The sequence below is a fragment of the Streptomyces sp. NPDC046759 genome (assembly GCF_040645475.1).
In the GTDB taxonomy this organism is placed as follows: Bacteria; Actinomycetota; Actinomycetes; order Streptomycetales; family Streptomycetaceae; genus Streptomyces.
The window spans coordinates 85,295-110,581 of sequence record NZ_JBEYYJ010000034.1; the positions used below are offsets into that span (position 1 = coordinate 85,295).

Below are 25,287 nucleotides of genomic sequence, written 5' to 3' on the forward strand. Positions count from 1 at the left end.
TTTCCCCCGTTTCAGCGTGCGCGAGCGGTGGTGAGCATGTCCCGCAGGGCGCGGCGGTCGATCTTTCCGTTGGTGTTCAGCGGCAGGTCCGCCAGCACGGTGAGGGTGCCGGGGACCATGTATTCGGGCAGGCGGGCGCGCAGGGAGGCGAGGACGTCGGCGGCTTCGACGTCCTCTCCCGTGCAGACGGCCGCGAGGCGCGTCTCACCGCCGGGGCCGGGCAGGGTCAGCGCGACGGCGTCGCGCACGTGCGGGTGGGCGCGCAGTTCGCTCGCCACCTCGGCGAGCTCCAGGCGGTAGCCGCGCACCTTGACCTGGTCGTCGAGGCGGCCGAGGTGGGTGAGGCCGTCCTCGCCGAGGCACACCCGGTCGCCGGTGCGGTACCAGAGCCGGTCGTCCGGGTCCGGTACGGCGTCCACGGCCGTGGCACGGTCGTCACCGGGTTCGTAGCGCAGGAAACGGCCGGCGTTGTCGGTGGGGTCGAGGTAGCCGGGGAAGCGCTGGACGCCCCGGACGCACAGCTCGCCCTCGTCGGCGGGGCGGCCGTCGTCGTCCACGACGAGGTGTTCCAGGCCGGGGTAGAGCCGCCCGATCGGCACGGTGCCGTTCGCGGCCAGGTTCTCGGCCGGAGTGTCGGTCAGCCGGTGCTGGGTGCAGCTCAGGGTCAGCTCGGTCGGGCCGTAGAGGTTCTCCAGCACGCTGTCGGGGGCAGCCGCCCGCCATGCCTCGGCCTGCGCGGTGGTCAGCGGCTCGCCGCAGAACAGGCTCCAGCGCAGCGTGGGCATGCTGCCGGGGGTCAGTCCGCGCAGCCGTCGGGCGAGGGAGATCACCGACGGCACGGAGAACCAGTGGGTGATGCGTTCCCTGGCGACGAAACGGGCGGGGGCGAGGAGGTCGCCGCGGCCGGGCACGACGACCGTGGCGCCGCGGCTCCAGGCCGCGAACAGGTCGAAGACGGAGAGGTCGAAGGTGAGGTCGAAGGTCTGGGAGAGCCGGTCGCCGACAGCGATGCCGTAGCGATCGGTCACGTGGTCCAGGTAGGCGGTGACGTTGCGGTGCCGGATCGGGACGCCCTTCGGCGTGCCGGTGGAGCCGGAGGTGAAGAGGATGTAGCAGATGTCGTCGGGCCCGGCGGCCCCCGGGGCGGTGAGCGGGGCCGGGGCGGGTGTGGTGGCATCGGGTGTCAGCACCGGTACCGGCAGCTCGACGCCCGCGCGGTCCGGGTCGGCCAGGACGCAGTCCAGTGCGGCCGCCTTCGTCGTCGTCGCCGTGCGCGCGGGCGGGAAGTCGGGGTGCAGCGGAACAACGGTGGCGCCGAGACGCTGTACGGCGAGATAGCCGGCGTAGGCGGTCAGGGTGCGCAGGGCGAGCAGGCCGACCCGGCGGGGGGCCGGGCCGTCGGTGCCGGCGACCAGGGCGGCGGCCAGGCGTGCGGCGAGCGCGTCCAGTTCGGCGTAGGTGTGGGCGGTGCCGTCGAGTTCGAGCGCCACGGCGTCCGGGTGGTCGCGGACCGACGCGGCGAACCGTCCGTAGAGGGAGTCCTGGTGGGTCATCGGCCCGCGTCCTCCTGCGGCTCGCTCTCCAGGCGCTCCATGGTGCCGATCACCTGCTCGAAGGACCTTTGCACGGCCCCTTCCCGGTACCGCCCTCGCTCGGCGGAGGCGATGCCGAAACGGACGGCCTGCGGGAGAGTCGCCCACGCTGCCGACGCCTCGGCGACGCCTTCCGTCTCGGGTCGGGAAGCCAGTCGGAAGCGCTGGTGACGGGCGGCGGTCCAGATGTCGTCGGCGTAGCGGGCGAGTGCGCCGGGGTCGGCGCACACCGTGTGGGCCACATGCCGCAGCGCGGGCAGCGGCCCCTCCACCCAGGTGCCTTCGGGGGCGGCCGTGTCCGGCGCGTCGGTGAGCTCGAGCCAGCGGTAGCCGGTGTACGGCGCCAACTCGGTGACCTCACCTAGGGCGTGGCGGTCCCGGCTGACGGCCTGGGCGGTCGTAGCGGACAACGGCCTGAGGATGTCGTGGAGTTCGACGTCGTCGAGGATGCCTTGGTACGCGGTCTGAGAGCCGTGGGGAGTGAGGGCGTCGAAGTCGTCGCGTACCTGCCACTTGCCGTCGGCGTGCCCGCGGAGCACCACCCAGTGCGAGGTCTCCGCGCCGCCGTACGACGGGGACCAGCGGATGTGGCGGGTGTTGGCGACAGCGAGCACGGCGCCGTGCCGGGACAGTTCGGCATCGAGCGCGAGGCGGGCGACGGCCCAGTCGTCGGCACCGCGGTAGACGAGTCCGCGGCCCTGGTCGTCGATGTCGACGCGGGTGTGGTGGGAGAACGCCAGCCCGCCGTCAGGCGGATCGGTGCGCACGCGCAGGCGGACGGCGGCAGCGAGCCGGTCCCGGATGTCGGGGACACGGGGTTCCAGGTAGGCCACCAGGCTCGCGGTGTAGCAGCTCAGCTCGGCCGGAGGCTCAGTCACTGTCGTTCTCCAGGGGGCGTTCGGCGGGAGGTCGGTACGGAAAGCGGCGTGTAGGCGCAGCTGAGCGGGATCGGCGACTGCTCGCGCAGGCTCACCCACCGGTGGTGGCCCCAGGCACCCCGCCGGGTGTACGGGGCGACGTCGGCCGTCCACAGACCGCCCGCGAGACCGGTGCCGTCGGCCTTGACGATGGCCTCGCGTACGGTCCACAGCCAGGCGAACTCCCGTGCCCGCGCGGCCATGGGCAGACGGGCGAGCCGCTCGGTGTGGGTCTTGGCGCAGCGGCGCAGCATCGCGTCGGACACGGTGTCCGGCGGGTGCTGGAGGTCGACGCCGACGGCGTGGTCGAGGGCGGCGCAGGCGGCGACGGTATCGCCGTCGTGGCTGACGCTGATGCCGATGTCGGGCCGGTCTACGAGGCGGGGCGCACCCCGGTCGGTGTAGGCGACGGGTGCCTGCCGGGCCTGGGGGAAGTGGGCGGCCAGCAACTTGCGCAGGGCCCGGCGCGCGGCGAGGTGTTCGCGAGCGCGCCAGTCGGGCAGGTGCTCGGCGCCGGCCAGGTCCTGCGGGGTGAGCCCGGCCGGCTCGTCGGCAGGGGTGCCGATCGGTTCCACGGTGACCCAGACGCCGGGAGCCGCCTCGGTGTGCAGGCGGGTCCCGGCGACGTCGGCGGCGGGGGCGGTCATGGCGTCAGCCCGCTCAGGACCTGGTCGAGGCGTTCGGCGACGGTGTCGAGGACGACTTCGGTGGCGCCGCCGCCGATGCCGAACACCGCCGCCTCGGCGCGCAGCCGCTGCACTCCGCCGCGGTCGAAGCCGTCGGCTCCCTGCAGCCGGGCGCACTCGGTGAGGATGTGTTCCACGGTCATGCCGGACAGCGCCTTGAGCGAGGCGGCGGCGGTGGCGTCGTGGTGCTGCGCGATGCGGTCGGCGGACTGGGTCCACAGCGCGTCCAGAGCGCTGAGACGTACGGCACAGTCCGCGAGCCGCTGGCGCACGGACGGCGACCGGCGCAGGGGCACGCCCTCTACGGACCGGGTGGCGAGCCGCTGGGCCGTGCCGGCTACGACCCTGCGGCACAGCGCCACCGCCCAGGCCGCGGAGGCCAGGCGTTCCACGGTCACGTGCCGGGCGAACAGGGCCAGCCCCCGGCCGGGGCGGCCAAGGACGTACTCGCGGGACAGACGCACGGAGTCGAAGTGGAGGTGACCGAGGCCCGCGCCGTCGAAGAGGTCGGTGTCGGCCGCTCGTACCGTCACTCCGGGGGCGGTCAACGGAACCAGGACCCAGGTGAAGCTGGTGAAGTGGCGGCCGGAGCGGTGCCGGGCCAGGACCAGGGCGTGGCCGGCGGTCAGGGCGGAGGTGACCCAGCGCTTGCCGCCGTCGAGAAGGATGCCCCCGTCGCCGTGGGAGAGGTCAACGGTGGTGCCGAGGGCGGCGAGGTCGGAGCCCGGCGAGGCCGTGTCGGTGGCCGCGAGGGCGAGCAGTTCGCCTCCGTCGAGGGCCGCGCGCAGGATGCGTGAGGTGACGGGGCTGTCGGCCGCCTCGGCGAGCAGCGGTGTCACGTTGGCGAGTTGGACGAGCAGCGCGAGGACGGTGCCGGTCGCACCGTGTGCGTCGGCCTCGGTGAGGATGCGGCGCAGCAGCAGCGGATCAAGACGGCCGGCCGGCTCCTTGCCGTAGAGCTCGGTGAGCGTGCCGGAGGCGGCCAGGCCCGAGAGGATCGCGGCCGTGTCGCCGTCGTGCAGCCCGAGGGGCCGGTCAGGCAAGGCGCACCTCCGCATCGAGCAGGGCGAGCCTGCCGTCGGCGAGGTGGAGGCGGTCGTTGCTGTAGTTGAGCGCGGCGGACCTGAGGTCGCGCAGGGCGCGTTCGAGTCCGGTGGGCGAGCTCTTGAGGTAGCCGTGGCGCAGACCGACGGCGTCGACCAGGTCCTCGATGGTGCGGTGGCACTCCTCGGACGCGGTGATCTTGAGGGCGTTGACCAGCAGCTGGTACTTGGGGCGGGAGAGGTCGTCACCGTCGTCGGCCGCCCCGGAGAGGGTGGCGGCGGTGTGCCGGAGCAGGGCATGCACGGTGTCCAGCCGCTGCCGGGCGCGGGAGAGCCGGGTCAGCAGCAGCTCGGAGTCGAGGTTGGCGCTCTTGCGGCCGGACGGGCTGCGCAGGGTGTGCAGCACCCGGGACAGGGCGCCGGCGGCGGTGCCCAGCCAGCTCGCGGCCCAGCCGAGGTGGGCCAGGGGACCGAAGGTGTCCAGGACGACCTTGCGGAACTGGCCGTGCTCGCCGACGACCTGGTGGCCGGGTACCTGGCCGGTGAGCTTCAGGGCGACGCTGTGGCTGGCGCGCATGCCGAGCGGGTCCCAGTCGCCGGAGACGTCGATGTCCAGCTGGTCGCGGTGGGCGTAGACGAGGGAGACCTCGTGCGGGGAGCGTGCCGTGGGGCTGAGCATGGTGATCAGGAAGCCGTCGGCGTGGGCGCCGCCGGTGACGATCGGTGCGACCCGGTCGATGACCAGCCGGTCCGCTTCCGTGGCGAGTTCGGCCGCGGAGGTGAGCAGGTGACCGCCCTTGCCGGCCTCCGTGGTGACGGAGGCCAGGTAGAGGCGTCCCGCGGCGATCTCCGGGAGGAGTTCCGCGGCGAGCCGGGGGGCTGCGTGCCGGACGATGCCGGCGACCTGCTGGCAGTGCATGGTGAAGATCATGGCGACGGACATGTCGACGCGACCGAGGGCGATGCCGGCGTCCAGGACGTCGTCCACCCCGCCGCCCATCCCGCCGTGGGCGGTGGGCACCATCAGGCCGAGCAGTCCGCTCCGGCGCATCTCCGCCAGGGCCTCGACGGGGAACTCGGCGGCCTCGTCGCGGGACGCGGCGTACTTCTCGGCCGTCTCGCACACTCCGCGGACGGCGTCCGCGGTGGCTTGTGCGTCGAAGCCGGTGCGGTCGAAGCCCCTCATATCGAGTCCGCCGTGCCGGCGGGCATCGCGGCGACGGCCGCGTTCCACAGGCTGCCCGCGGTGGCGAAGGTGTCCTCGGTGAGGACGTCGTCGGGCAGTTGCACCCCGAAGGTGTCCTCCAGCGTGAACATCAGCTCGATGGCCTGCATGGAGTCCAGTCCTAGCTCGCGCAGCGGGGTGTCGGCCGTGATGGGCTGGTCGCCGAGGAAGGGCAGAAAAGGCCTGAGCATCTCGGTAAATCGGGCGTCCACGGAAGAGCTTTCCCTTCGAGGTGACTGTGTTCTATGCATGGTCGAGTGCGCGGTTCAGCAGTGCGCACAGTCCCGCGACGCTCTGCAGGTTCTCGGGCACCAGGTCGGCCGGGTCGAACTCCACGGCGAACCGTTCTTCGAGGATCTCCACGACTTCCACCATCCGGATCGAGTTGAATTCCGGATGGAGCGTCAGATCTTGTTCTGCCAGGTCCTTTTCAGCGATCTGGAGAACGGAGGCGACGACCTCGCGCACGGTGGCGCCGGCCCCGAACGCCACGGAGTCCCCCGCAAGCGCCTCGGCTGCGCGCTCGAACAGGCCCGGCGGCTCGGCCCGGCCACGATCCACGCGGCGGAAGGCGAGGTAGGCGTGCTCGACGAGACCGTCCCACCGCTGAAGATGCTCCCGCACCGGCTCCGGCAGCGCAGCGCCCCGCTGTTCCTCCAGACAGGCGGCGTGCAGTCGGCGGGCGCGGGCGAGCAGCCAGGTCTCCAGCGTGAAGGCCTCCAGTGCCGCCCGCCGGTCCGGGTGCTCGCGATAGCCGCGCAGGTACTCCGGCGGCGGACCGGACTCGTGGCGGGGCCGGGGCGGTGCGCCGAGCGGACGGGGTGTGAACCGCACGGTCTCGGCGCCGTCCGGCAACGCCTTGAGCAGCGCGGCGAAGTCCTCGCGCCGATAGGGCAGTTGACGGGGGCGGGCGCTGCCCCACTGGGTGTCGTTGTGGTAGGCGTCGCTGATCACGACGGTGTCGCCGCCGTCGTCGTCCACGAGGAAGCTGTGCTCCACATGTTTGGTCCCGTGGTAGGGCACCCAGGGCAGGTGGTAGGCGTCGGCGACGACATACAGCGGGCCGTCGGCGGTGTCCGGCACCTCGCCCGGGGCGGGCGGGCGGCGGTCGGTGACGTCCAGGCCGAGCAGGGCCGTGGCGTCGGTGAGCTGCTGGTCGAGGGTCGGTTCGACGGTGAGCAGGCCGACCAGGGGCCCGTGGGCCAGCGGGCGCGGCGCGCAGCGCAGCACGCCGCCCAGGCGGGTGTGCGTGCCCGTGCCGTGGTGCCGGTCGGCGAGCAGGGCGAGGTTGGCCTGAAGACAGTCCAGGTGCTGGGCGTGGGCGGGGAAGGGGGTCACCGGACCGGGCTCCCTTCGGCGCCGTCGACGGCCAGGTCGACGAGGTCGCGGACGGTCTCGTAGGAGCGGCCGGCGAACAGGTCGTCGGGCAGCGGGGTGTCGAGTTCGTCCTCGAGCCTGCTGAGGATGCCCAGCAGGCGCATGGAGGAGATCCGCAGCAGCTCGCCGCCGAGCGGCTCGTCCTCGGACAGCGCGGACGGCCGCAGGCCGGGTCCGGCCTCGGCGGCGATCACGCGCTTGACGGCCTCGGCGATGCTGTCCCGGTCGGGATTCACTTCTGGGTTGACCTTCCGTCGTGTGTTCGCGGTACGGCGGTGAGGCCGCTCAGCGCGCCCTCGGGGAGTCCGCGGCCGACATGTGCTCCGCGATGGCCCGGATCACCGCTTCTCCCTGGGAGTTGAGGTAGAAATGGCCGCCGGGGAACACGGTGATGTCGAACCGTCCGGTGGTGTGCTCGGCCCAGGACCGCGCCTCTTCCGGGGTCACCTGGGGGTCGGTGTCGCCGGTGAGGGCGAGGACCGGACAGCTCAGCGGCGGACCGGGGCGGTAGCGGTAGCCCTCCACGGCCCGGTAGTCGCCGCGGATGACGGGCAGGATCATCCGCAGGAGTTCCTCGTCGGCGAGTATCCGGTCGTCGGTGCCGTCCATGCCTCGGATCTCGGCCATCAGCCCCTCGTCGTCCCGCAGGTGCACCAGGTCCCGGGTGGGCCGGACGCACGTCGGGGCACGGCGGCCGGAGACGACGAGCCCCTGGGGTGCCCTGCCGTCGCGCTCCAGCAGGCGGGCCGCCTCGAAGGCGACCATGGCGCCCATGCTGTGCCCGAAGAGGGTGACGGGCCGGTCGAGCCAGGGGGCGAGCGCGTCCACGGCGGCGCGGGCGAGCTCGTCGATGGAGCCGAGGCAGGGTTCCTGCCGGCGCTCCTGGCGCCCGGGGTACTGCACGGCGAGGACGTCCGTGTCGCCCGCCATGGCCCGGGCCACCGGTACGAAGTACGGGGCGGCGCCGCCGGCGTGCGGGAAGCACACCAGCCGCCGGTCGGCGTCCGGCGCCGGCTCGTACCGGTGGATCCACTTCTCGGTGACTACTGCGCCCACGCGGGCCGCTCCCGGATGGTCAGGACGGCGGAGGAGCAGACCCAGCCGGGGCCCTGCGACGTCACCAGGACGTGATCGCCCACCTCGACCTCTCCGGTGCGCACCGCGTGCTCCAGGGAGATGAGGATGTCCGCGCCGCCGGCGTGTCCGACGGAGGCTCCGTACTCCCAGATCAGCCGGTCGTCGGGAATACCGAGCGGGCGCAGCAGGGCATGCTCGATCATCCGCTTGTCCACGTTGATCGTGATGACCTTGGAAATGTCGGCGGCGGTCATTCCGGCGTCGATGATGGAGTCGTTGATGACACCGAGGTCGAATTTCGTGAACGTCTCGAAGAGCTCGGTGAAGCCCATGACGTTGTCCACGAAATACTGCGACCGCTCCCCCACATTGAAATACTTCCGGGGGTTTCCATCGGGCGGGAGCAGGGATTCCTGACCACGGTGCCACTGCTCAAGACTGTGCAGCGTCCCGGAATTCATGGACCGCACCTCGGCGAATCCACCCCGGCCGTTCACCACGGCGGCAATCGCTCCGTCCGAGTAAAGGGACGAAGTGCCGAAATCACGCCACCGGTTGATGAGCGGGGAGCTGAAGTTCGTGGCCGTGGTGAGCAGGACGTTCTGCCGGCGGCCTACGCCGGTGATCTGCCCCGCGGCCGTCTCCAGTGCGCCGAGCACGCCGTCGCAGCCTTGCTGGACGTCGAGCGACGGGATGTGGCCGGCGCCCAGTTCACGCAGGATGTAGCCGGGCGCGTACGCCCCTTCGGGCACTTGGTAGTAGACGCTGCCGTGGATGTGGGAGTCGATCGCCGCCAGGTCCACGGCCGAGCGCTCGACAGCGCTGCGGGCAGCCAGGACGGCCATGTCGACGGCCGGAGTGTCGCCGGCCACGTGCGTGCCGGTCAGGCCGGCCGCGGTGAACTCGCCGCGCTCGTAATCCCCCGCGCCCTCCGCGTCGGCAACGGACACCCATTCCGAGAGGTGCACGCCGAGCGAGTCAATGTATACACCATTTACCTGCATCGCGAAAATCCCTTCACGCCCCCGCTTTTTCTGATCACTACCCAATTACAGCGGCAATCGCCGTGTCAAGCCAGGTCGGCGAACCATTACCCACCCCACACGTGATGTGCATCACATCTGAATTTTGGCAGTACGGTATCCATATACCTGCTCGTTCTTTCCGCTGACGGAGGAATGATGAACGTTCACATTGCACCCGGTGCCGAGGTCGACGAAAAGGCGACCGTGGGCGACGGCACGTCCGTCTGGGGCACGGCTCATATACGGGAGGACGCGGTCGTGGGCCGCGACTGCAACATCGGGCGGGGCGTGTACATCGGCCCCGGCGCCACGGTCGGGGACAACTGCAAGGTGCAGAACTACGCCCTGCTCTACGAGCCGGCCCGGGTGGAGGACGGCGTGTTCATCGGCCCCTCCGCCGTGCTCACCAACGACCCGCATCCCCGTGCCATCACCCCCGCCGGAGTCCCGAAGGGACCTCAGGACTGGACCCCGGTGGGGGTGACCGTCCGGCACGGCGCCTCCATCGGCGCCCGCGCGGTGTGCGTGGCGCCGGTGACGGTCGGGCGCTGGGCGCTGGTGGCCGCCGGCTCCGTCGTCACCCGGGACGTGCCCGACTTCGCGCTGGTGGCGGGGTCGCCGGCCCGCCGCGTGAAGTGGGTCGGGCGGGCCGGTGTGCCCCTCGAGGACGAGGGGGACGGCCGCTTCCGCTGCCCGCGCACGGGTGAGCGGTACACCGAGCACGACGGTGACACGCTGATCCCCGACGGGGAGGCAGAACTCCACGACGACCTCTCCTGACGGCGCACGGCGACATGCGGCGGCTACGGCGGCTACGGCGGCTACGGCGACCGCAGTGGCTATGACGGACGGCGGACGGCTGTTGGCGGGCGGGGTGGCACCTGGGTTCGGGGCAGCGCGTTCAGGCAGGCCAGCAGGGTGCGGGCCTGCACGCTGACGTAGTGCTCATGCCGCAGCAGCCCACCCAGCTGCGGCACGCTGAACCAGGCGAATTCCGGCGGGAGTCGGGTGGGCAGTGTCGAGTCGGCCTCGACGATGGTGTAGCGGGCCACCGCGTCCAGGAACCGTCCGCCCTCCTCCGAGTGCACGGTGTCGTACCACACCCGCGCCGGATCGGCGGACAGCACCCAGTCCAGCAGCGGTGGCCGGTCGGTCGGTTCGCAGTTGTCCGGCACGCACTGCACGGTGGGGCCCAGCTCCACCACGCCGCGGAAGCCGGGCTCGGCGCGGGCCTGCAGCAGTACATGCGGTACGCCACCGAACTCCCGTACCACCAGGGCGGCCACGCCCATTCCGCGCGGCGCGAACAGCGGCTGGTGCCAGCTGCTCACCTCGCGGTTGCCGGCCCGCACGGACACCGCGACCACGCTGAAGTAGCGGCCGTCCGGGCGGGCGATCTCGTCCGGACCGCGCCGCCACCCGTCGGCCTCCGTCTCCCGCAGGGGAATCCTGCTCACCTCGATGTCGCGGGTGGCGCGCTGCCCGGTCAGCCAGCCCAGCAGCTCGGCAGTCGGGGTGAGGGCCTCCTCCTCGGGCCCTGACGGCCACAGGAAAGGGCTCAGGCAGGACAGCACCGTCCGCACGTCCATGTTGACCACGTTGTCCCGGGCGAGGAGCTCGTGGATCTGGCCCAGGGTCAGCCAGCAGAAGTCGTCCGCGAGGGGCACCTCGGCGTCCGCGTCCACCTCGACGACCATGTTGCGGTTGCTCTTGCGGTAGAACCACGAGCCGTGCTCGGACTGCAGGACGTCGGCGACCACCCGGTGGCGCAGCGGACCGGCGAAGTACTCCAGGTAGCGCACGGGCGCGCCCTTGTGGACACCGGTGAAGTTGCTGCGGGTGGCCTGGACGGTCGGCGACAGCTGGAGCAGGTTGGGGTTGCCGGGTTCCATCTTGGCCTGCATCAGGAAGTGCGGCACCCCGTCGAAGTCCTGCATGAGGATGCCGAGGATGCCGATCTCCGGCTGCCTGATGATGGGCTGGCGCCACCGTCGGGTCTCCGTGCTCACCCGCAGTCCCTCGACGGTGAAGAACCGCCCGCTGCGGTGGCCGAGGTTGCCGGTGGCCTCGTCGAAGCTCCAGCCGTCCGCCTCGGCGAACGGCAGCCGCTCGACCCGGAAGGGATGCGCCTGCCGGCTCTCCTCCAGCCAGGCGTCGACCTTGTCCGTCGGCAGGATCGTCCCGGCCCGCTCACTCGCCGACCGTGCCAACCGGGCGGGCAGGTCCGGGTCCTCGCAGCGCAGCAGCGCCGCCGGATGCGCCGGGGCGGTCATGCGGCCGCCTTCCGGACGGCGGGCGATGCCTGCCACCAGTCCGGGTTGGCCCGGTACCAGTCGACGACGTCGGCCAGGCCCTCCTCGAAGGGCACGCGCGGGGCGTAGCCCAGCTCGTCACGGATCTTGCCGTCGTCCAGCGCGTAGCGCAGGTCGTGGCCCTTGCGGTCGGTGACGTAGCGCACCTGGCCGGGCGAGGCACCGCACAGCCGCAGCAGCAGGTCGGTGACCTGCCGGTTGGTGTGCTCGGTGCCGCCTCCGACGTTGTAGACCTCACCGGCGCGGCCGCGGGTGAGGACCAGCTGGACGGCCGCACAGTGGTCGCTCACGTGCAGCCACTCGCGGACGTTGGAGCCGTCGCCGTACAGCGGGACGGTCTCGCCCCGCAGCAGACGGGTGACGAACAGCGGGATGAGCTTCTCGGGGTGCTGGTGAGTGCCGTAGTTGTTGGAACAGCGGGTGACGGACACGTCGAGGCCGTGGGTGCGGGCGTAGGCCCGGGCCAGCAGATCACTGCTCGCCTTGGACGCCGCGTAGGGCGAGTTGGGTGCCAGCGGCCACTCCTCCGTCCAGGCACCGGACGCGATGGAGCCGTAGACCTCGTCGGTGGAGATGTGCACGACCCGTTCCACGCCGGTGCGCAGGCAGGCCTCCAGCAGGGTCTGGGTGCCGACGACGTTGGTGCGCACGAACACCGAGGGGTCGGCTATGGAGCGGTCCACGTGAGACTCGGCGGCGAAGTGCACCACCGCGTCGTGGCCGGGCAGCAGTTGGCGGAGCAGGTCGGTGTCGCAGACATCGCCCTCGACGAAGTCCAGCTGCTCGTGCCGCTCGGGCAGATTGGCCCGGTTGCCGGCATAGGTCAGCTTGTCCAGGACGGTCACCGACGCGCCTTCGTAGCCGGCGTAGCCGCCTGCCAGCACAGTGCGGACGTAGGCCGACCCGATGAACCCGGCACCACCGGTCACCAGCAGCTTCATGCGGCCACCTCCACGCGCGCGTGGTCGCCGACGATCAGCCGGTGGGAGCCGTCGGCGTCGGTGGCGCTGACGCTGGCCTCGCGGCCGATGATGGAGCTGCGGACCGACGTGACCCCGCGCACGCTGGCCCGTTCCAGCACGATGGTGTCGCTCAGCTGCACGCCGAGCAGCCGGCAGCCCTCACCGATGGAGGTGTGCGGGCCGATCGAGCTGCCCTCCACGACCGCGCCGGCGCCGACGACCGCCGGCCCGGTGATCCGGGAGCGGATGATCCGGGCGCCCTCTTCCACCACGACGGCACCGATCAGCTCGCTGTGCGCGTCGACCTCGCCGCTGACGGACGGCTTGATCCGCTCCAGGAGTTCGCGGTTGCAGGCCAGGACGTCGTCGATCTGCCCGGCGTCCTTCCAGTAGCCGCGGTAGGCGCCGGCCCGCACCTCCGCACCCCGGCTGACCAGCCACTGGATGGCGTCGGTGATCTCCAGCTCGCCGCGGGCACTGCTCTCCACGGCGGCGACGGCCTCATGGATGGCCTCGGTGAAGAAGTACACACCGACCACAGCCAGGTCGCTGACCGGCTGCTCGGGCTTCTCCACCAGGCGCAGCACCCGCCCGGTGGCGTCCACCTCGGCGACCCCGAAGGCGCGGGGGTCGGCCACCCGGTGCACCACGAGCTGGGCCGCGGGACGCCGGGCCCGGAACTCGGCGGCGATGTCGTCCACGCCCTCGGGGAGCAGGTTGTCCCCGAGGTACATGACGAAGTCGTCGTCGCCGAGGAAGTCCCGGGAGATGGCGACGCAGTGCGCGAGGCCGCGCGGGGCGTCCTGCGGGATGTACGTCAGCCGTACGCCGAACTCCGCGCCGTCACCGAGGAACTGGCTGATCTTCTCCGACCGGTCGCCGACCACGATGCCGATCTCAGTGACACCCAGACCGCGCAGTTGCTCTATGGCGTGCAGCAGGACGGGCTTGTTGGCGAGCGGCATCAGCTGCTTGGGCATCGAATGGCTGAACGGCCGCAGCCGCAGCCCCATGCCACCGGACAACACCAGTGCTTTCACCGGGGACTCCTTGTCGAAGCGTGCTGGCTCACAGCGTCTTGAGGACATCACGCAGGGCACCGATCACGGTGTTCTGGAGGTCCACGGGCAGGGAGGGGTACATCGGCAGCGAGAAGATCTCGTCGGCCAGCGCTTCGGTGACCGGCAGCGCTCCCTTGCGGTAGCCGAGGTGCTCGAAGCCGGACATGGTGTGCACCGGCCACGGGTAGCTGATGTTGAGGGAGATGTCGTACTCGCTCTTGAGGCGCTCGATGATCAGGTCGCGCTGCGGGTGGCGTACGACGTACACGTAGTAGACGTGCTCGTTGCCGGGGTTGGTTCCGGGCAGCAGCAGGCCGCCGGGGCCGGTGAGATCGGCCAGGCCTTCCTCGTAACGGCGGGCGACAGCCCGGCGGCCGGCGATGTAGGCGTCGAGGCGGGTCAGCTTGCGGCGCAGGATCTCCGCCTGCACCTCGTCCAGGCGGCTGTTGTGGCCGGGGGTCTGGACGACGTAGTAGACCTCCTCCATGCCGTAGTAGCGCAGCCGGCGCAGGGCGGCGTCGGCGTCGACGTCGGCAGTGAGGACCGCGCCACCGTCGCCGTAGGCGCCGAGGACCTTGGTCGGGTAGAAGCTGAACGCGGCCGCGTCACCCATCGTGCCGGCCAGCCGGCCGTGCCGGCGGGCGCCGTGGGCCTGGGCGCAGTCCTCGACGAGGGCGAGTCCGTGTTCGGCGGCGAGGGCCTGCAGGGGCGCCATGTCCACGCACTGCCCGTACAGGTGCACCGGCAGCAGGGCCTTGGTGCGCGGAGTGATCGCGGCGGCGACCTGGGCGGTGTCCATGAGGAAGTCCTCGGCGCGGACGTCGACGAAGACGGGGGTGGCGCCGGCGCCGGCGATGGCCACGACGGTGGGGGCGGCCGTGTTGGACACGGTGATCACCTCGTCGCCGGGCCCGATGCCGAGCGCTTCGAGGGCGAGCTTGACGGCATTGGTGCCGTTGTCGACGCCCGTGCAGTGACGTACACCGTGATAGGCGGCGAACTCGGCCTCGAAGCCGCTGACGCTCTCGCCGAGCACCAGGCGCCCCGAGGCGAAGACCTTCTCGACCGCGTCGAGGATGTCGGCGCGCTCGGCCTGGTATTCCGGAAGGTAGTCCCAAACATACGTGCTCATGAGGGGTATGGCTCTCCAAGCCTTGAGAGGTGGGGGGTTGTGGGGGTCAGGCGGCCGCGGCCACTGCGGATTCGATGAGGTCGCAGGCCGTGTCCACGCCCCGTTCGGCGCGGACGCGCTCACCGAGGAGGTTGGCCCGTTCAGCGGGCCGGGGGTCGTCCAGGACGGCCGTCACGGCCTGCCGCAGCCGCTCGCCGGTCATCCGCTGGAACGGCACCGGGTCCGGCGCGACGCCGAGTTCGGCCAGTCGTGCCGCCCAGTACGGGCCGTCGGCCCAGCACGGCACGGTCACGTGCGGTACGCCGGCGCGCAGCGCGTCGGCGGTGGTGCCGAAGGCCGCCCCGTGGATCACCGCGGCCGCCCTCGGGAAGAGCCAGCCGTAGTCCACTTCCTGGACCCGGAACACGTCGTCGGAGGCGGTGCCTTCGGGGCCACCCACCACGACCAGGCGCCGCCCGGCGTGGCGTACCGCGTCCCGCACGGCGTGGAAAGTCTCCTCGCCGTACACCGGCCAGGCGCTGCCCAGGGCCAGCACCAGCGGCCGGGAGCCGCTGTCGAGAAAGTCCACCAGATCGGCGGGCGGCACCTGCTCGGGGCGTTCCCAGACCCAGTAGCCCGTGACGTGGGCGCGGGCCGGCCAGTCGGCCGGGGGCGGCAGGAAAGCGGGGCTGTAGGGATAGAGCACGGGGTGCTCGACGCCGAGCGCACCCATCGGCGACTCCTTCAGCGGTGGCAGCCCGCGACGGGTGCGGACCTTGTTGACGGCCGGGCGGTGCACGGCCCACTCCAGCTGGGCGGACATGGCGTGCGTGAACCGGGTGTAGGCCTGCCCGAGCGGCAGGTCGGGGGTCTTGTACGCGCGAAACTCCCGGGTCGCGGTCATCGGCCACCAGTTGACGGTGCCCCAGGGCGCGGTGGCGCCCGAGAATCCGTAACCGCGGCAGATCATCGAGGTGAGCACGAAGTCGCAGCCCTCGGCGGCCTCCTGCATCCGCTCCACGGAGTGGGCGAACTCCTCCGTGGTGGGCCGCTTCATCACCAGCGCGGTGCGCAGCGACGAGGCGCTCTTGCGGATCGACCGGATGACGTCCGGGTCGGCGAAGTGGTCGGCGCTCGTTCCGGGTATCTCCCGGAACTCCAGACCGGCCAGCTCGACCATCGCCTTGAAGTCGGTCGACGTGGCGACGCTGACCTCGTGTCCGCGTCGGCGCAGACCGATGCCCAGCGCCACGAAGGGATGCACGTCACCGCGCGTTCCGAACGTCTGCAACGAAACCTTCACTGGACCTCCAGCACGTTTTTCCGGTACCACCGCGCGGTGTCCCGCAGGCCGTCCCTCAGCGGACGCGGCGTGAAATCGACGACCTTGTGGAATCGCTCGAGATCGAGCTCCCGCCGGGCCGCCCCGACGGGCTTGTCGGGGTCGAACCGGATCCGGTCCTTCTCCTGGTCGGTGGCCTCCGCGACGAGGTACGCCAGGTCCCGGATGGAAACCGACTCCGGCGTCCCGACGTTGAGCGCCGGATACTCCCCGGAACGCACCATGCACAGCACCGCGCGCACCAGGTCCTGCACGTGGATGAAGGTCCGCAACTGGCTTCCGTCGCCCCAGACCTCGACGTCCTGTCCGGCGGCGAGCCGCATCAGCATGTTCGGGATGACGTGGTTCGTCGTCGTGGCGAAGTCGTCGCGCGGCCCGTACACGTTGGTGGGTCGCGGCGTGAAGATGTTCATCCCGAACTGCGTGCGGTACAGGTCCGCGAGCACCTCGGTGAACACCTTCGACATCCGGTAGCCGTTCGGCGAGAACTCCATGTGCCGCCGGTGGTCGTCCTCCTCGCGCGGGGGCCGCGTGCCGTCGTACGAGTAGATCTCGGCCGAACTGATCAGCACCACGTCGGGGACAGCACGGTCACGGGCGAGGTTGAGCACATGGGAGGCGATGCGGGTGTTCTCGTCGAGCACGCGGCCCGACTCCTGCAACAGGAAGTGCTGGTTGCCGTCCAGGGTCGCGCAGTTGACGACCATGTCGAGCGCCGGGACCGTGTCCGCGGCCGCCCGTAGCGCCCGCTCGTCGAGGACGTCGACCTTCAGGGTCGTCAACGCCTCGGTGACGGGCAGCTCGGCCCGTATCTCCGGGCGCTCCCGGCGGTACAGGCACAGCACCCGTGCGCCCAGGCCCAGCAGTTCCTCGACGAAGTGGGAGCCGACGAAGCCCAGTCCCCCGGTGACCAGGACCGTGCGGCCCGCCCAGTGTCCCGCCGCCATCTCAGAACCGCTCCGCATACGCCTCGATCGCGTCCGCCGCCGCGGCCGCGCCGCCCTCGGCGCGCGCGTTTGCGGCCACGGCGGCCACCCGCTGCCGGATCCCGGCGTCTTCGGCCGCCGTCAGGACCGCCTCGCGCAGCGCCTCGGGCGAGGCCTCCAGGCGGGCGACGCGCACGCCGAGGCCCAGATCGGCGATGCGCCGTGCGGTGAAGTCCAGTTCGACCGACTGCGGCACGGCCACCAGCGGGACACCGGCCGCGAGCGACTCCATCGTGGAGCGGATGCCCGCGTGCGTGACGAAGACCGCGGCGTGCTCCAGCACGGCACGCTGGGGCACCTGCCGGTGCACCTCCCAGGTGTCCGGTACGACGCCCAGGTCGGCGGGGTCGACGTGCTCGCCGGTCGCCATCACCACGTGGAAGGGCAGGTCGGCGAAGGCCTTCAGGCAGGCACGGTAGAAGTCGGGCCGCTCGTTGAACAGCGTGCCGAGGGCGATCAGCAGCACCGGCCGGGCACCCTGCGGCGGCTGCCACGAGACGGCTTCGCCGCTGCCCGCGGTGGCGGCCGGGCCGACGAAGACGTACCGCTCGTCGAAGGTGTCCGCGGCGGGCTGGAACTCCCTGGTCACGAACACGACATTGAGGGCCTCCGGCACGCCGAGGATGTCTCCGGGGCCGGGCACGGACAGACCGTGCCCGGTGCGGAACTCGGCCAGTTTCATGCCGAATTCGAGCAGCGCCGGATGCTGCGGGTCCATCGCCGGGAACTCCTGCGCCAGTGCCGCGACCACCGAGAAGTGCTCATTGGAGGCGAGCATCGGAATCAGCTGGGCGGCCGGCTTCTCCCATTTCTCGGCCAGCACCCGGCCGGAGAAGTTCATGAGGGTGTCGTAGACCACCACGTCCGGGCGGTCCTCGGCCAGCTCCCGCTCGGCGGCGGCCGTGGCCGCGATGTTCTCCCGGAGCATCTGGAGCGGTCCCGCCGCCATCTCGTCCGCCGACATCTCCGGCGGCACGCTGCGGTCGGCCGACCAGACCGACTCGTACGTGACGACGCGGGCACCGGCCGCCGACACGGAGCGCGCGAAATGGTCCGTGGTGACATAGGTGACCCGGTGTCCGCGGCCGACGAGATCGGCGACGACGGGAAGGGTGTGGTTCACATGCCCGTGGTACGGGGCTCCGAGAACGGCGATGTGCTTGGTCACAGTCCTGACTTTCGTTGGGTCTTTGCTTCGCTTTGGTACGGACACTCGACGGGCGCTCAGCCGACGGTTCCGTTCGCGGTGATTTCGGTGAGCCATTCCTCGACGACGCCGGCGGTGTCTCCGGCGTGTTCCTCGACGATGCTGAAGTGGTTTCCGGGCACGTCCCGCGCGGTGTGGACGAACTTCCAGTCGACGCGCAGCATCACCGTGTCGTCTTGCACCGCCCCGGACGCCGACGGCATCGGCTCGGTGGCGCGCACCAGCAGAGTCGGCGTCTTGACGGGCTCCGGCCGCCAGTCGGCCAGGAGGCGGTGGTAGCCGCCCATGGCGGTCAGCCTGACGTCGTTCATGATGCCGCCGCCCAGCTTCCGCTCCCGGTCGAAGGCCACGCCGAGCATCGCCGCGCCGACCTCCGCGTTGTCCGCGTCGTCCTCGGGCCACGGCACGTCCAGCAGGACCAGGGCCGCGGGCTGTGTGCCGAGGCTCTCCAGGCGCGCGGTCACGGCGTGCGCGATCTGCCCGCCCGCGGAGTGCCCCACCAGAACGAACGGCTCCTCACCGGCGATCCGGCGCAGCGTCTGCACGTGCAGTTCGGCCAGTGCCGCCATGTCGGCGGGGATGCACTCGCCGGGCAGGTAGCCCGGCTGGGGCAGCACCGTGATGTCCCGGCGGCCGCGGAAGCGCTCCGCAAAACGGGCGTACTGCTGGGGCCCGGCGGTCGCCACCACGGCCGGCAGGCAGAACAGCCGGGGCCGTTCCTCGCCGGCCGCCAAAGGCACCGGCTCCGGCGCGTGACCCGCGGCCGACGCGACGTCGAAGGCGTCCCGCAGCCGGGAGGCCGCCATGATCAGCTCATTGCCCGCGACATGCCGCCCTTCGGCGAACGACTGCCGGAACATCGCCTCGATCCCGCCCGGCGCCTGCCCGCCCGCAGCCGCCTCCCGCGTCAACTCCCCCCGCAGATGGGCCGCCACGGCAGCCGGCCTGGTGTACTCGAAGAGGAACGACGCGGGCAGCCGCAGTCCGGTGGCCGCATTGAGCCGGTTGCGCAGCTCCATCGCCATCAGCGAGTTGAAGCCCAGCTCGAAGAAGCCACGCTGGGCCTCCACCGCGTCCGGTCCGGACAGCCCGAGGACCGCGGCCGTCTCGGCGTGCACCAGTTCGGTGAGCACCCGCAGCTGCTCTGCCTCCGCCAGCCCGGCCAGCCGGACGGCGAGCCCCGGCTCGCCCGCGTCGCCGGCGGACACCGCGGTGCGGCGTGCCGGAACGGGGCGACGGATCACGGTACGCACCGGGCCGGAGCCGTCCGGATCCATCGGCCCGCCGAACTCCGCGAACTCCGCCGGATCCAGGGCGGTCAGCGCCACCAGCCCCACCGAGGCGACGGCCGCGCCGCTCGGGTCGGCCAGCTCGACGGACACGCCCTCCGGCCGTCCGCCGCCGCCGATCCGCACCCTCAGCCGCTCCGCCCCCACCGCGTGCAGGACGACGTCCCGCCACACCGTGGGCACCAGCAGCCGGTCCGTGTCCCCGCCGCCGTCCGCCACGCACCGCGCGACCTCCAGGGCCGCGTCGAGCAGTGCCGGATGCAGGCCGTAGCGGGCAGCCTCCGCCCACTGCCCCTCGGGCAGGCTCACCTCGGCGAACATCTCGCCGTCGGCGCCCCGCCACAGGGCGTCCACCCGATCCGTCTCCACCCGGGCCGCCCCCGCCGGAGGCCAGGCGGCCGGTTCCCACTGCGGCACCGGCGCAGCGGCCCGCACCAGCAGCCCGGTGGCGTGGCAGGCCCACGGCGTACCCGGGCCGGCATCCTCGGCGCGTGAGTGGACGCCGAAGGTACGCCGCCCCTCCGCGTCTGCCTCGGTCACCCGCACCCGCAACTGCACGGCGCACCGTGCGCGCAGCATCAGCGGCTCCCGGAGTGTCAGTTCGGCCACCGTGTCGCAGCCGACCTGGTCACCCGCGTGAACAGCCAGCTCCACGAACGCCGTCGCGGGCAGCAGCACGCTCTCGCCCTCGCCGGCCAACCAGGAATGGGCCTGTGCCGACAGGCGTCCGGTCAGCACGACCCCGTCCGCCTCCGGCAGTTCGACCGCCGCCCCGAGGAGCGGATGCCCGGCCGGCAGCAGCCCGACGGCTCCGACATCACCCGCGGGCGAGGGGTCGACGGTCAGCCAGTAGCGGCTGCGCTGGAAGGCGTAGGTGGGCAGGTCGACGTGGTGGGCGCCGGTGCCGGTGAAGGCCTGGGCCCAGTCGACGTCGATGCCGTGGACCCATAGCTCACCCAGGGAAGTCAGGAAGCGGTCCGGGCCGCCGTCGTCGCGGCGCAGGGTGCCGGTGACGACCGCGTCGTCGGCGGTGTCCTGGATGCTCATCGCGAGCACCGGGTGCGCCGACACCTCGACAAACGCCGTGTGGTCCTGGCCCGCCAGGGCGCGGACCGCCTCCTCGAAACGGACCGTGCGGCGCAGGTTGCGGTACCAGTACCCGGCGTCCAAAGCCTCGGTGTCGATCCAGTCGCCCTCCACCGTGGAGAAGAACGGGATCGTGGAGGTCTGCGGACGCACCTCGGCCAGGACCCGGGCCAGCTCCCCCTCGATCCGCTCCACATGGGAGGTGTGAGAGGCGTAATCCACCGGGATACGACGAGCACGCACACCGTCGGCCTCGCAAGCGGCGATCAGCTCGTCCAGGGCCTGCGGTTCACCCGCCACCACCACCGAGGTGGGGCCATTGAGCGCCGCGATCTCGATACGACCGTCCCAGCCGGCGATCCGCTCGGCAGCCTGCCCGGCGTCCAGAGCCACGGACACCATGCCACCGTCACCAGCCAGGCTCGCCGCGATCGCCTGCGAACGCAGCGCCACGACCCGGGCACCGTCCTTGAGGGTCAGCCCACCCGCCACACAGGCAGCAGCGATCTCACCCTGCGAATGGCCGAGCACGGCAGCGGGTTCGACGCCGTAGGAACGCCACAGGGCGGCCAGCGACACCATGACGGCCCAGGACAGCGGCTGCACCACATCGACGCGCGCCAGCGACGGAGCACCAGAAGCCCCCCGCAGGACCGCCTCCGCATCCCAGTCCACAAACTGGGCCAACGCCTGGGCACACTCGGCGAACCGCTCCGCGAACACCGGCGCGGAATCGATGAGTTCCACACCCATCCCGGCCCACTGCGCACCCTGACCCGGGAAGACGAACACCACCCGGCCACCAGAACCCGACCCAGCATTCACGTCACCCAGCCCAGCCAGGAGTTCACCGCGCTCACGGCCGACCACAACCGCCCGATGCTCGAACCGCGCCCGGCCCGCCAGCGTGAACCCCACACACGCCGCAGAGAACTCCGGCTCCTCCCCGAGGTGAGCGAGCAGCCTCGCCGCCTGCTCCCGCAGCGCACCGGCACTGCGCGCGGACAGCACCCACGGCACCGCCACCGGCTCCACCACAGCCGACGCCTCGACCTCCGGCGCCTGCTCAAGAATCACATGCGCGTTCGTGCCACTCACGCCGAAGGACGAGACACCCGCCCGACGCGGCTCTCTCGTCTCCGGCCAGGCGCGTGCCTCCGTCAGCAGCTCCACCGAGCCCGCCGACCACTCCACCTTCGACGACGGCACACCCACATGCAGCGTCCGCGGCAGCACCCCGTGCCGCATCGCCTCGACCATCTTGATCACGCCCGCGACACCGGCGGCGGCCTGAGTGTGCCCGATGTTCGACTTGACGGACCCGAGCCAGAGCGGCCGGTCCCGGTCCTGGCCGTAGGTCGCGATCAGCGCCTGCGCCTCGATCGGGTCACCGAGGGTCGTCCCCGTGCCGTGGGCCTCGACGGCGTCCACGTCACCGGTCGACAGCCCGGCGTTCGCCAGGGCGGCGCGGATCACCCGCTGCTGCGACGGCCCGTTCGGCGCCGTGAGGCCATTGCTCGCACCGTCCTGGTTCACGGCCGAGCCGCGCACGACCGCCAGCACCGGATGCCCGTTCCTCCGCGCGTCCGACAACCGCTCCAGGACCAGCATGCCCGCGCCCTCGCCCCAGCCGGTGCCGTCCGCGTCGTCGGAGAAGGACCGGCAGCGGCCGTCCGCTGACAGCCCCCGCTGGCGGCTGAACTCCACGAGGAGACCGGGGCTCGTCATGACGCTCACGCCGCCGGCCAGGGCCAGGGTGCACTCGCCCGACCGCAGCGCCTGCACCGCCAGGTGCAGCGCCACCAGCGACGACGAGCACGCGGTGTCCACGGACAGAGCGGGTCCTTCGAGGCCGAGGGCGTAGGACAGCCGGCCGGAGACGACGCTGGCCGCGATGCCCGTGGCCAGATAGCCCTCGGACTCCTTGGGCGAACGCTGCATCAGCGTGCTGTAGTCCTGGCCGTTCGTGCCCGCGAATACGCCGGTCCTGCTGCCGCGCAGGCTGGTGGGGTCGATGCCCGCGCGTTCGATGGCCTCCCAGGACGTCTCCAGCAGCAGCCGCTGCTGCGGGTCCATGGCGACGGCCTCGCGGGGGGCGATGCCGAAGAAGACGGGGTCGAAGTCTGCGGCGTTCTCCAGGAAGGAGCCGGTCCGCACGTAGGTCGTGCCGATGTGGTCCGGGTCCGGGTCGTAGAGGCTGTCGATGTCCCAGCCGCGGTCCGCCGGGAATTCCACGATCGCGTCGCTGCCGGAGTCCAGCATCCGCCACAGTCCCTCGGGGGAGTCCGCGCCCCCGGGAAAGCGGCAGCCCATGCCGATGACGACGATGGGGTCGTCGTCGGCCGCGGGCGCGGCGGGAACCGGCTCCGCCTCGGGGACCTGGTCCGTCGTACCGAGGAGTTCGGCCAGCAGGTACTGGGCGAGCGCGGTGGGCGTGGCGTAGTCGAAGACCAGGGTGGCCGGAAGGGCGAGGCCGGTCTCGGCGGCGAGCCGGTTGCGCAGTTCCACGCCGGTCAACGAGTCGAAGCCGGTCTCCTTGAAGGGACGCCCGGCACCGATGACGTCGGCGGAGGCGTGGCCGAGCACCTGGGCAGCGCATCCGCGTACCAGGTCGAGCACTGCCTTGTGCCGGTCGGCCGGGGCGACGCCGGCCAGCCGCCGGGGCAGGGCCGTACCGTCCTGGGCGGTCGCCGCGTGCTGTCGGGTGACGGCGCGGCGCGTGGCGCGCGGTGCCAGCGCGCGCAGGGCGGCCGGGAGGTGGCTGCTCGCGCGCAGGGCCGCGCGGTCCAGTCGTACCGGCACGAGCGCGGGCCGTCCGGCGGTCAGGGCCGCGTCGAACAGCGCAAGGCCCTGGTCGGCGGAGAGCGGCAGGATGCCCTCGCGGGCGATCCGGGCCAGGTCGACCTCGCCGAGGTCACCGCCCATGCCGCCGAGTTCCGGCTCCCACAGGCCCCAGGCCAGGGAGACGGCGGGCAGGCCGAGGGCGTGCCGGTGGGCGGCCAGCGCGTCGAGGAAGGCGTTGGCGGCCACGTAGTTGCCCTGTCCGGCGCCTCCGAAGGGGGACGCCGCCGACGAGAAGAGCACGAAGGCGCGCAGGGGCAGGTCGGCGGTCAGCTCGTGCAGGTGCCAGGCCGCGTCGACCTTCGGACGCAATACGGCGTGCAGGTCGTCCGGGGTGAGCGTGCTCACGAGGCCGTCCGCGACGACGCCGGCCGTGTGCACGACCGCGGTCAGCCGGTCACCGATCGAGCCCACCAGCTCGGTCATGGCCTCGCGGTCGGCGGCGTCGGCGGCCACCATCCGCACGCTCAGGCCGAGCGCGTCCAGTTCACCGAGCCACTCCGTCCAGCGCGGGTCGCGCCCGGAGCGGGAGACCAGCACAAGTTCCCTTACGCCGTGGGCTTCGGCGAGGTGGCGGACCACCAGCCGGCCCAGGCCGCCTGTCGCACCGGTGACGAGGACCACGCCGTCGGCGAGAGAGCCGGTGCGTGCCGGGGGGGTGAGTTCGACGGGCTTGAGGCGGGCTACATACACACGGCCGTCTCGGACCGCGGCCCACGGCTCCTCGCGCGCGGCGAGGCCCGCGCGGAGCGTCTCGGTGTCGACGGACGCGGTTCCTGTACCTGTCGCCGTCACCTCGGCTTCGAGCAGGGCGAACCGCCCCGGGTTCTCCGACTGGGCGGAGCGCATGAGTCCGCGCACCGGCTCGGCCACCAGCTCGGTGTCCGTCCCGGCCGGCTCCGACCGGGTCACCACGACGAGCCGGGAGTCCATGGTCCGTGGGTCGGCCAGCCAGTCCTGGAGCACCTCCAGCAGGCGCTGCGTGACGGCGTGCACCCGCTCGGGCAGCGGGCGCCGCGGATCACCGCTGCCCGGCTCGTAGACGACGACCGGCGGCAGCGCCCGGCCGGCCGGCAGACCGGCTATGACCTCGTACGGGCGCCACTCCACCGGAGCATCCAGCGGGCGGCCTGGCGCCAGGACCCATTCCACCTCGAACAGCGAGTCCCTCTCGACGGGAGCCGCAGCGGCGGGCAGTTCGTCGGCCGCGAGCGGGCGCAGCGCCAACTCCTCGACGGCCAGTACGGCCGCCCCGTCGTCGTCGGCGGCGCTGAGCTTCACGGTCTGCGCGCCCGCGGGTGTCAGACAGACGCGCAGGGAACGGGCCCCGGCCGCGTGGGCGCGCACCCCGCGGACCGCGTGCGCGAGGAGCTGTGCGGCGGAGGTGACGGTGTCGAGGCGATCGGCGAGTTGCAGAGCCGTGTCCAGCACGGTGGGGTGTACCCCGTACCGGTCGGCGTCCGCGTCGTCCTGCGCGCCCTCCGGGAGGCGCACCTCCGCGTACAGCCGTCCCTGGGCCTCCCAGACCGGCCCTACGCCGTCGGGCACCGGCCCGGCCACCTCTACGGCGCCCGCTGGGGGCCAGGAAGTGAGGTCGGCCTCGGGCGGTGCGGTGGCGTCGTCCCAGGGGGCCAGCGTGCCAACGGCGTGCTCACGCCAGCCGTCCTGGCCGGTGGCGGTGGCGTCGGCGCGTGCGTGGACGCGCAGCGAACGGCGTCCCTCGGCGTCCGGCGCCGCGAGGGCGAGCTGGACGACCGTGCCTCCGGCTGCGGGTACGACGATCGGCGCGGACACGGTCAGTTCCCCGATCACCGGCGCCTGCACCTGCTCACCGACGTGGGTCAGCAGATCGACCAGGGCCGCCGTCGGAAGCACCGTGACGTCACCGACACGGTGGTACGTCAACCAGGGCTGCGCCTGCTGCGAGAGGCGAGCGGTCCAGAGCAGGTCCCCTTCCCCGGCGACCTCCAAGGTCGCGCCGAGCAACGGGTGTTCGGCCACATCCAGACCTACGGCCCGCAGGTCGCCGCGGCTTGCGTCGGTGCCGTCCTCCAGCCAGTAGCGGTGGCGTTGGAAGGCGTAGGTGGGCAGGTCGACACGGGTGGCACCGGTACCGGTGAACACCGCCTTCCAGTCCACGTCCACACC

General features: G+C 72.1%; 19 protein-coding genes. 1 reads left to right on the top strand and 18 read right to left on the bottom strand.

The window, feature by feature from the left end:
* Positions 1-11: 11 nt before the first annotated feature.
* The 10 genes from ABZ919_RS34635 to ABZ919_RS34680 are packed head-to-tail and all read right to left on the bottom strand — an operon-like array spanning position 12 to position 8,885.
* Positions 12-1,553: an amino acid adenylation domain-containing protein gene (locus tag ABZ919_RS34635; protein WP_361255930.1), complete on the bottom strand. Its 1,542-nt coding sequence runs from the start codon at positions 1,551-1,553 to the stop codon at positions 12-14.
* Complete coding sequence (locus ABZ919_RS34640) at positions 1,550-2,470, bottom strand: hypothetical protein (protein WP_361255933.1); 921 nt, start codon at positions 2,468-2,470, stop codon at positions 1,550-1,552. Before ABZ919_RS34640 ends, ABZ919_RS34635 begins: the two co-directional genes overlap by 4 nt.
* Positions 2,467-3,156 (bottom strand): 4'-phosphopantetheinyl transferase superfamily protein, encoded by a 690-nt coding sequence (locus ABZ919_RS34645; RefSeq protein ID WP_361255936.1) that lies wholly within the window; start codon positions 3,154-3,156, stop codon positions 2,467-2,469. Before ABZ919_RS34645 ends, ABZ919_RS34640 begins: the two co-directional genes overlap by 4 nt.
* On the bottom strand, positions 3,153-4,238 hold the full coding sequence (locus ABZ919_RS34650; RefSeq protein WP_361255939.1) for an acyl-CoA dehydrogenase: 1,086 nt from the start codon (positions 4,236-4,238) through the stop codon (positions 3,153-3,155). The genes ABZ919_RS34645 and ABZ919_RS34650 overlap by 4 nt, the downstream gene beginning before the upstream one ends.
* Positions 4,231-5,424, bottom strand: a complete 1,194-nt coding sequence (locus ABZ919_RS34655) for an acyl-CoA dehydrogenase family protein (RefSeq protein WP_361255942.1) — start codon at positions 5,422-5,424, stop codon at positions 4,231-4,233. The genes ABZ919_RS34650 and ABZ919_RS34655 overlap by 8 nt, the downstream gene beginning before the upstream one ends.
* Positions 5,421-5,675: an acyl carrier protein gene (locus ABZ919_RS34660; protein ID WP_361255945.1), complete on the bottom strand. Its 255-nt coding sequence runs from the start codon at positions 5,673-5,675 to the stop codon at positions 5,421-5,423. Before ABZ919_RS34660 ends, ABZ919_RS34655 begins: the two co-directional genes overlap by 4 nt.
* Before the next feature lie 31 nt (positions 5,676-5,706).
* On the bottom strand, positions 5,707-6,801 hold the full coding sequence (locus tag ABZ919_RS34665; protein ID WP_361255948.1) for an acyl carrier protein: 1,095 nt from the start codon (positions 6,799-6,801) through the stop codon (positions 5,707-5,709).
* Entirely contained in the window at positions 6,798-7,076 is a 279-nt protein-coding gene (locus ABZ919_RS34670; protein ID WP_361255951.1) for a phosphopantetheine-binding protein, read from the bottom strand. Before ABZ919_RS34670 ends, ABZ919_RS34665 begins: the two co-directional genes overlap by 4 nt.
* Positions 7,077-7,125: 49 nt before the next feature.
* A complete protein-coding gene (locus ABZ919_RS34675) occupies positions 7,126-7,896 on the bottom strand; it encodes an alpha/beta fold hydrolase (protein WP_361255954.1) in 771 nt (256 codons plus the stop codon).
* Positions 7,884-8,885 carry a ketoacyl-ACP synthase III family protein gene (locus ABZ919_RS34680; RefSeq protein ID WP_361255957.1) on the bottom strand — a complete coding sequence of 334 codons (1,002 nt, stop codon included), beginning with the start codon at positions 8,883-8,885 and terminating at the stop codon, positions 7,884-7,886. The genes ABZ919_RS34675 and ABZ919_RS34680 overlap by 13 nt, the downstream gene beginning before the upstream one ends.
* 213 nt (positions 8,886-9,098) lie before the next feature.
* On the opposite strand from ABZ919_RS34680, the gene ABZ919_RS34685 reads away from it, so the two are divergent.
* On the top strand, positions 9,099-9,722 hold the full coding sequence (locus tag ABZ919_RS34685; RefSeq protein ID WP_361255960.1) for a DapH/DapD/GlmU-related protein: 624 nt from the start codon (positions 9,099-9,101) through the stop codon (positions 9,720-9,722).
* A gap of 59 nt (positions 9,723-9,781) precedes the next feature.
* On the opposite strand, the gene ABZ919_RS34690 is transcribed toward ABZ919_RS34685, so the two are convergent.
* The 8 genes from ABZ919_RS34690 to ABZ919_RS34725 are packed head-to-tail and all read right to left on the bottom strand — an operon-like array spanning position 9,782 to position 25,278.
* Positions 9,782-11,215 carry an NDP-hexose 2,3-dehydratase family protein gene (locus ABZ919_RS34690; RefSeq protein ID WP_361255963.1) on the bottom strand — a complete coding sequence of 478 codons (1,434 nt, stop codon included), beginning with the start codon at positions 11,213-11,215 and terminating at the stop codon, positions 9,782-9,784.
* The gene (rfbB, locus tag ABZ919_RS34695) at positions 11,212-12,195 is read right to left on the bottom strand and encodes a dTDP-glucose 4,6-dehydratase (protein WP_361255966.1); all 984 of its coding nucleotides are present in this window, start codon (positions 12,193-12,195) and stop codon (positions 11,212-11,214) included. Before rfbB ends, ABZ919_RS34690 begins: the two co-directional genes overlap by 4 nt.
* Positions 12,192-13,256 (bottom strand): glucose-1-phosphate thymidylyltransferase, encoded by a 1,065-nt coding sequence (locus ABZ919_RS34700; protein ID WP_361255969.1) that lies wholly within the window; start codon positions 13,254-13,256, stop codon positions 12,192-12,194. The genes rfbB and ABZ919_RS34700 overlap by 4 nt, the downstream gene beginning before the upstream one ends.
* A 28-nt stretch (positions 13,257-13,284) precedes the next feature.
* On the bottom strand, positions 13,285-14,409 hold the full coding sequence (locus ABZ919_RS34705; protein ID WP_361255971.1) for a DegT/DnrJ/EryC1/StrS family aminotransferase: 1,125 nt from the start codon (positions 14,407-14,409) through the stop codon (positions 13,285-13,287).
* 46 nt (positions 14,410-14,455) lie between these two features.
* A complete protein-coding gene (locus ABZ919_RS34710) occupies positions 14,456-15,679 on the bottom strand; it encodes a glycosyltransferase (protein WP_361255974.1) in 1,224 nt (407 codons plus the stop codon).
* 8 nt (positions 15,680-15,687) lie between these two features.
* Complete coding sequence (locus ABZ919_RS34715) at positions 15,688-16,677, bottom strand: SDR family NAD(P)-dependent oxidoreductase (RefSeq protein WP_361255977.1); 990 nt, start codon at positions 16,675-16,677, stop codon at positions 15,688-15,690.
* A gap of 1 nt (position 16,678) precedes the next feature.
* Positions 16,679-17,884, bottom strand: coding sequence for a macrolide family glycosyltransferase (locus ABZ919_RS34720; protein WP_361255980.1), 1,206 nt, complete (start codon positions 17,882-17,884; stop codon positions 16,679-16,681).
* A 56-nt stretch (positions 17,885-17,940) separates the two neighbouring features.
* The gene (locus tag ABZ919_RS34725) at positions 17,941-25,278 is read right to left on the bottom strand and encodes an SDR family NAD(P)-dependent oxidoreductase (RefSeq protein ID WP_361255983.1); all 7,338 of its coding nucleotides are present in this window, start codon (positions 25,276-25,278) and stop codon (positions 17,941-17,943) included.
* Positions 25,279-25,287: the final 9 nt, after the last annotated feature.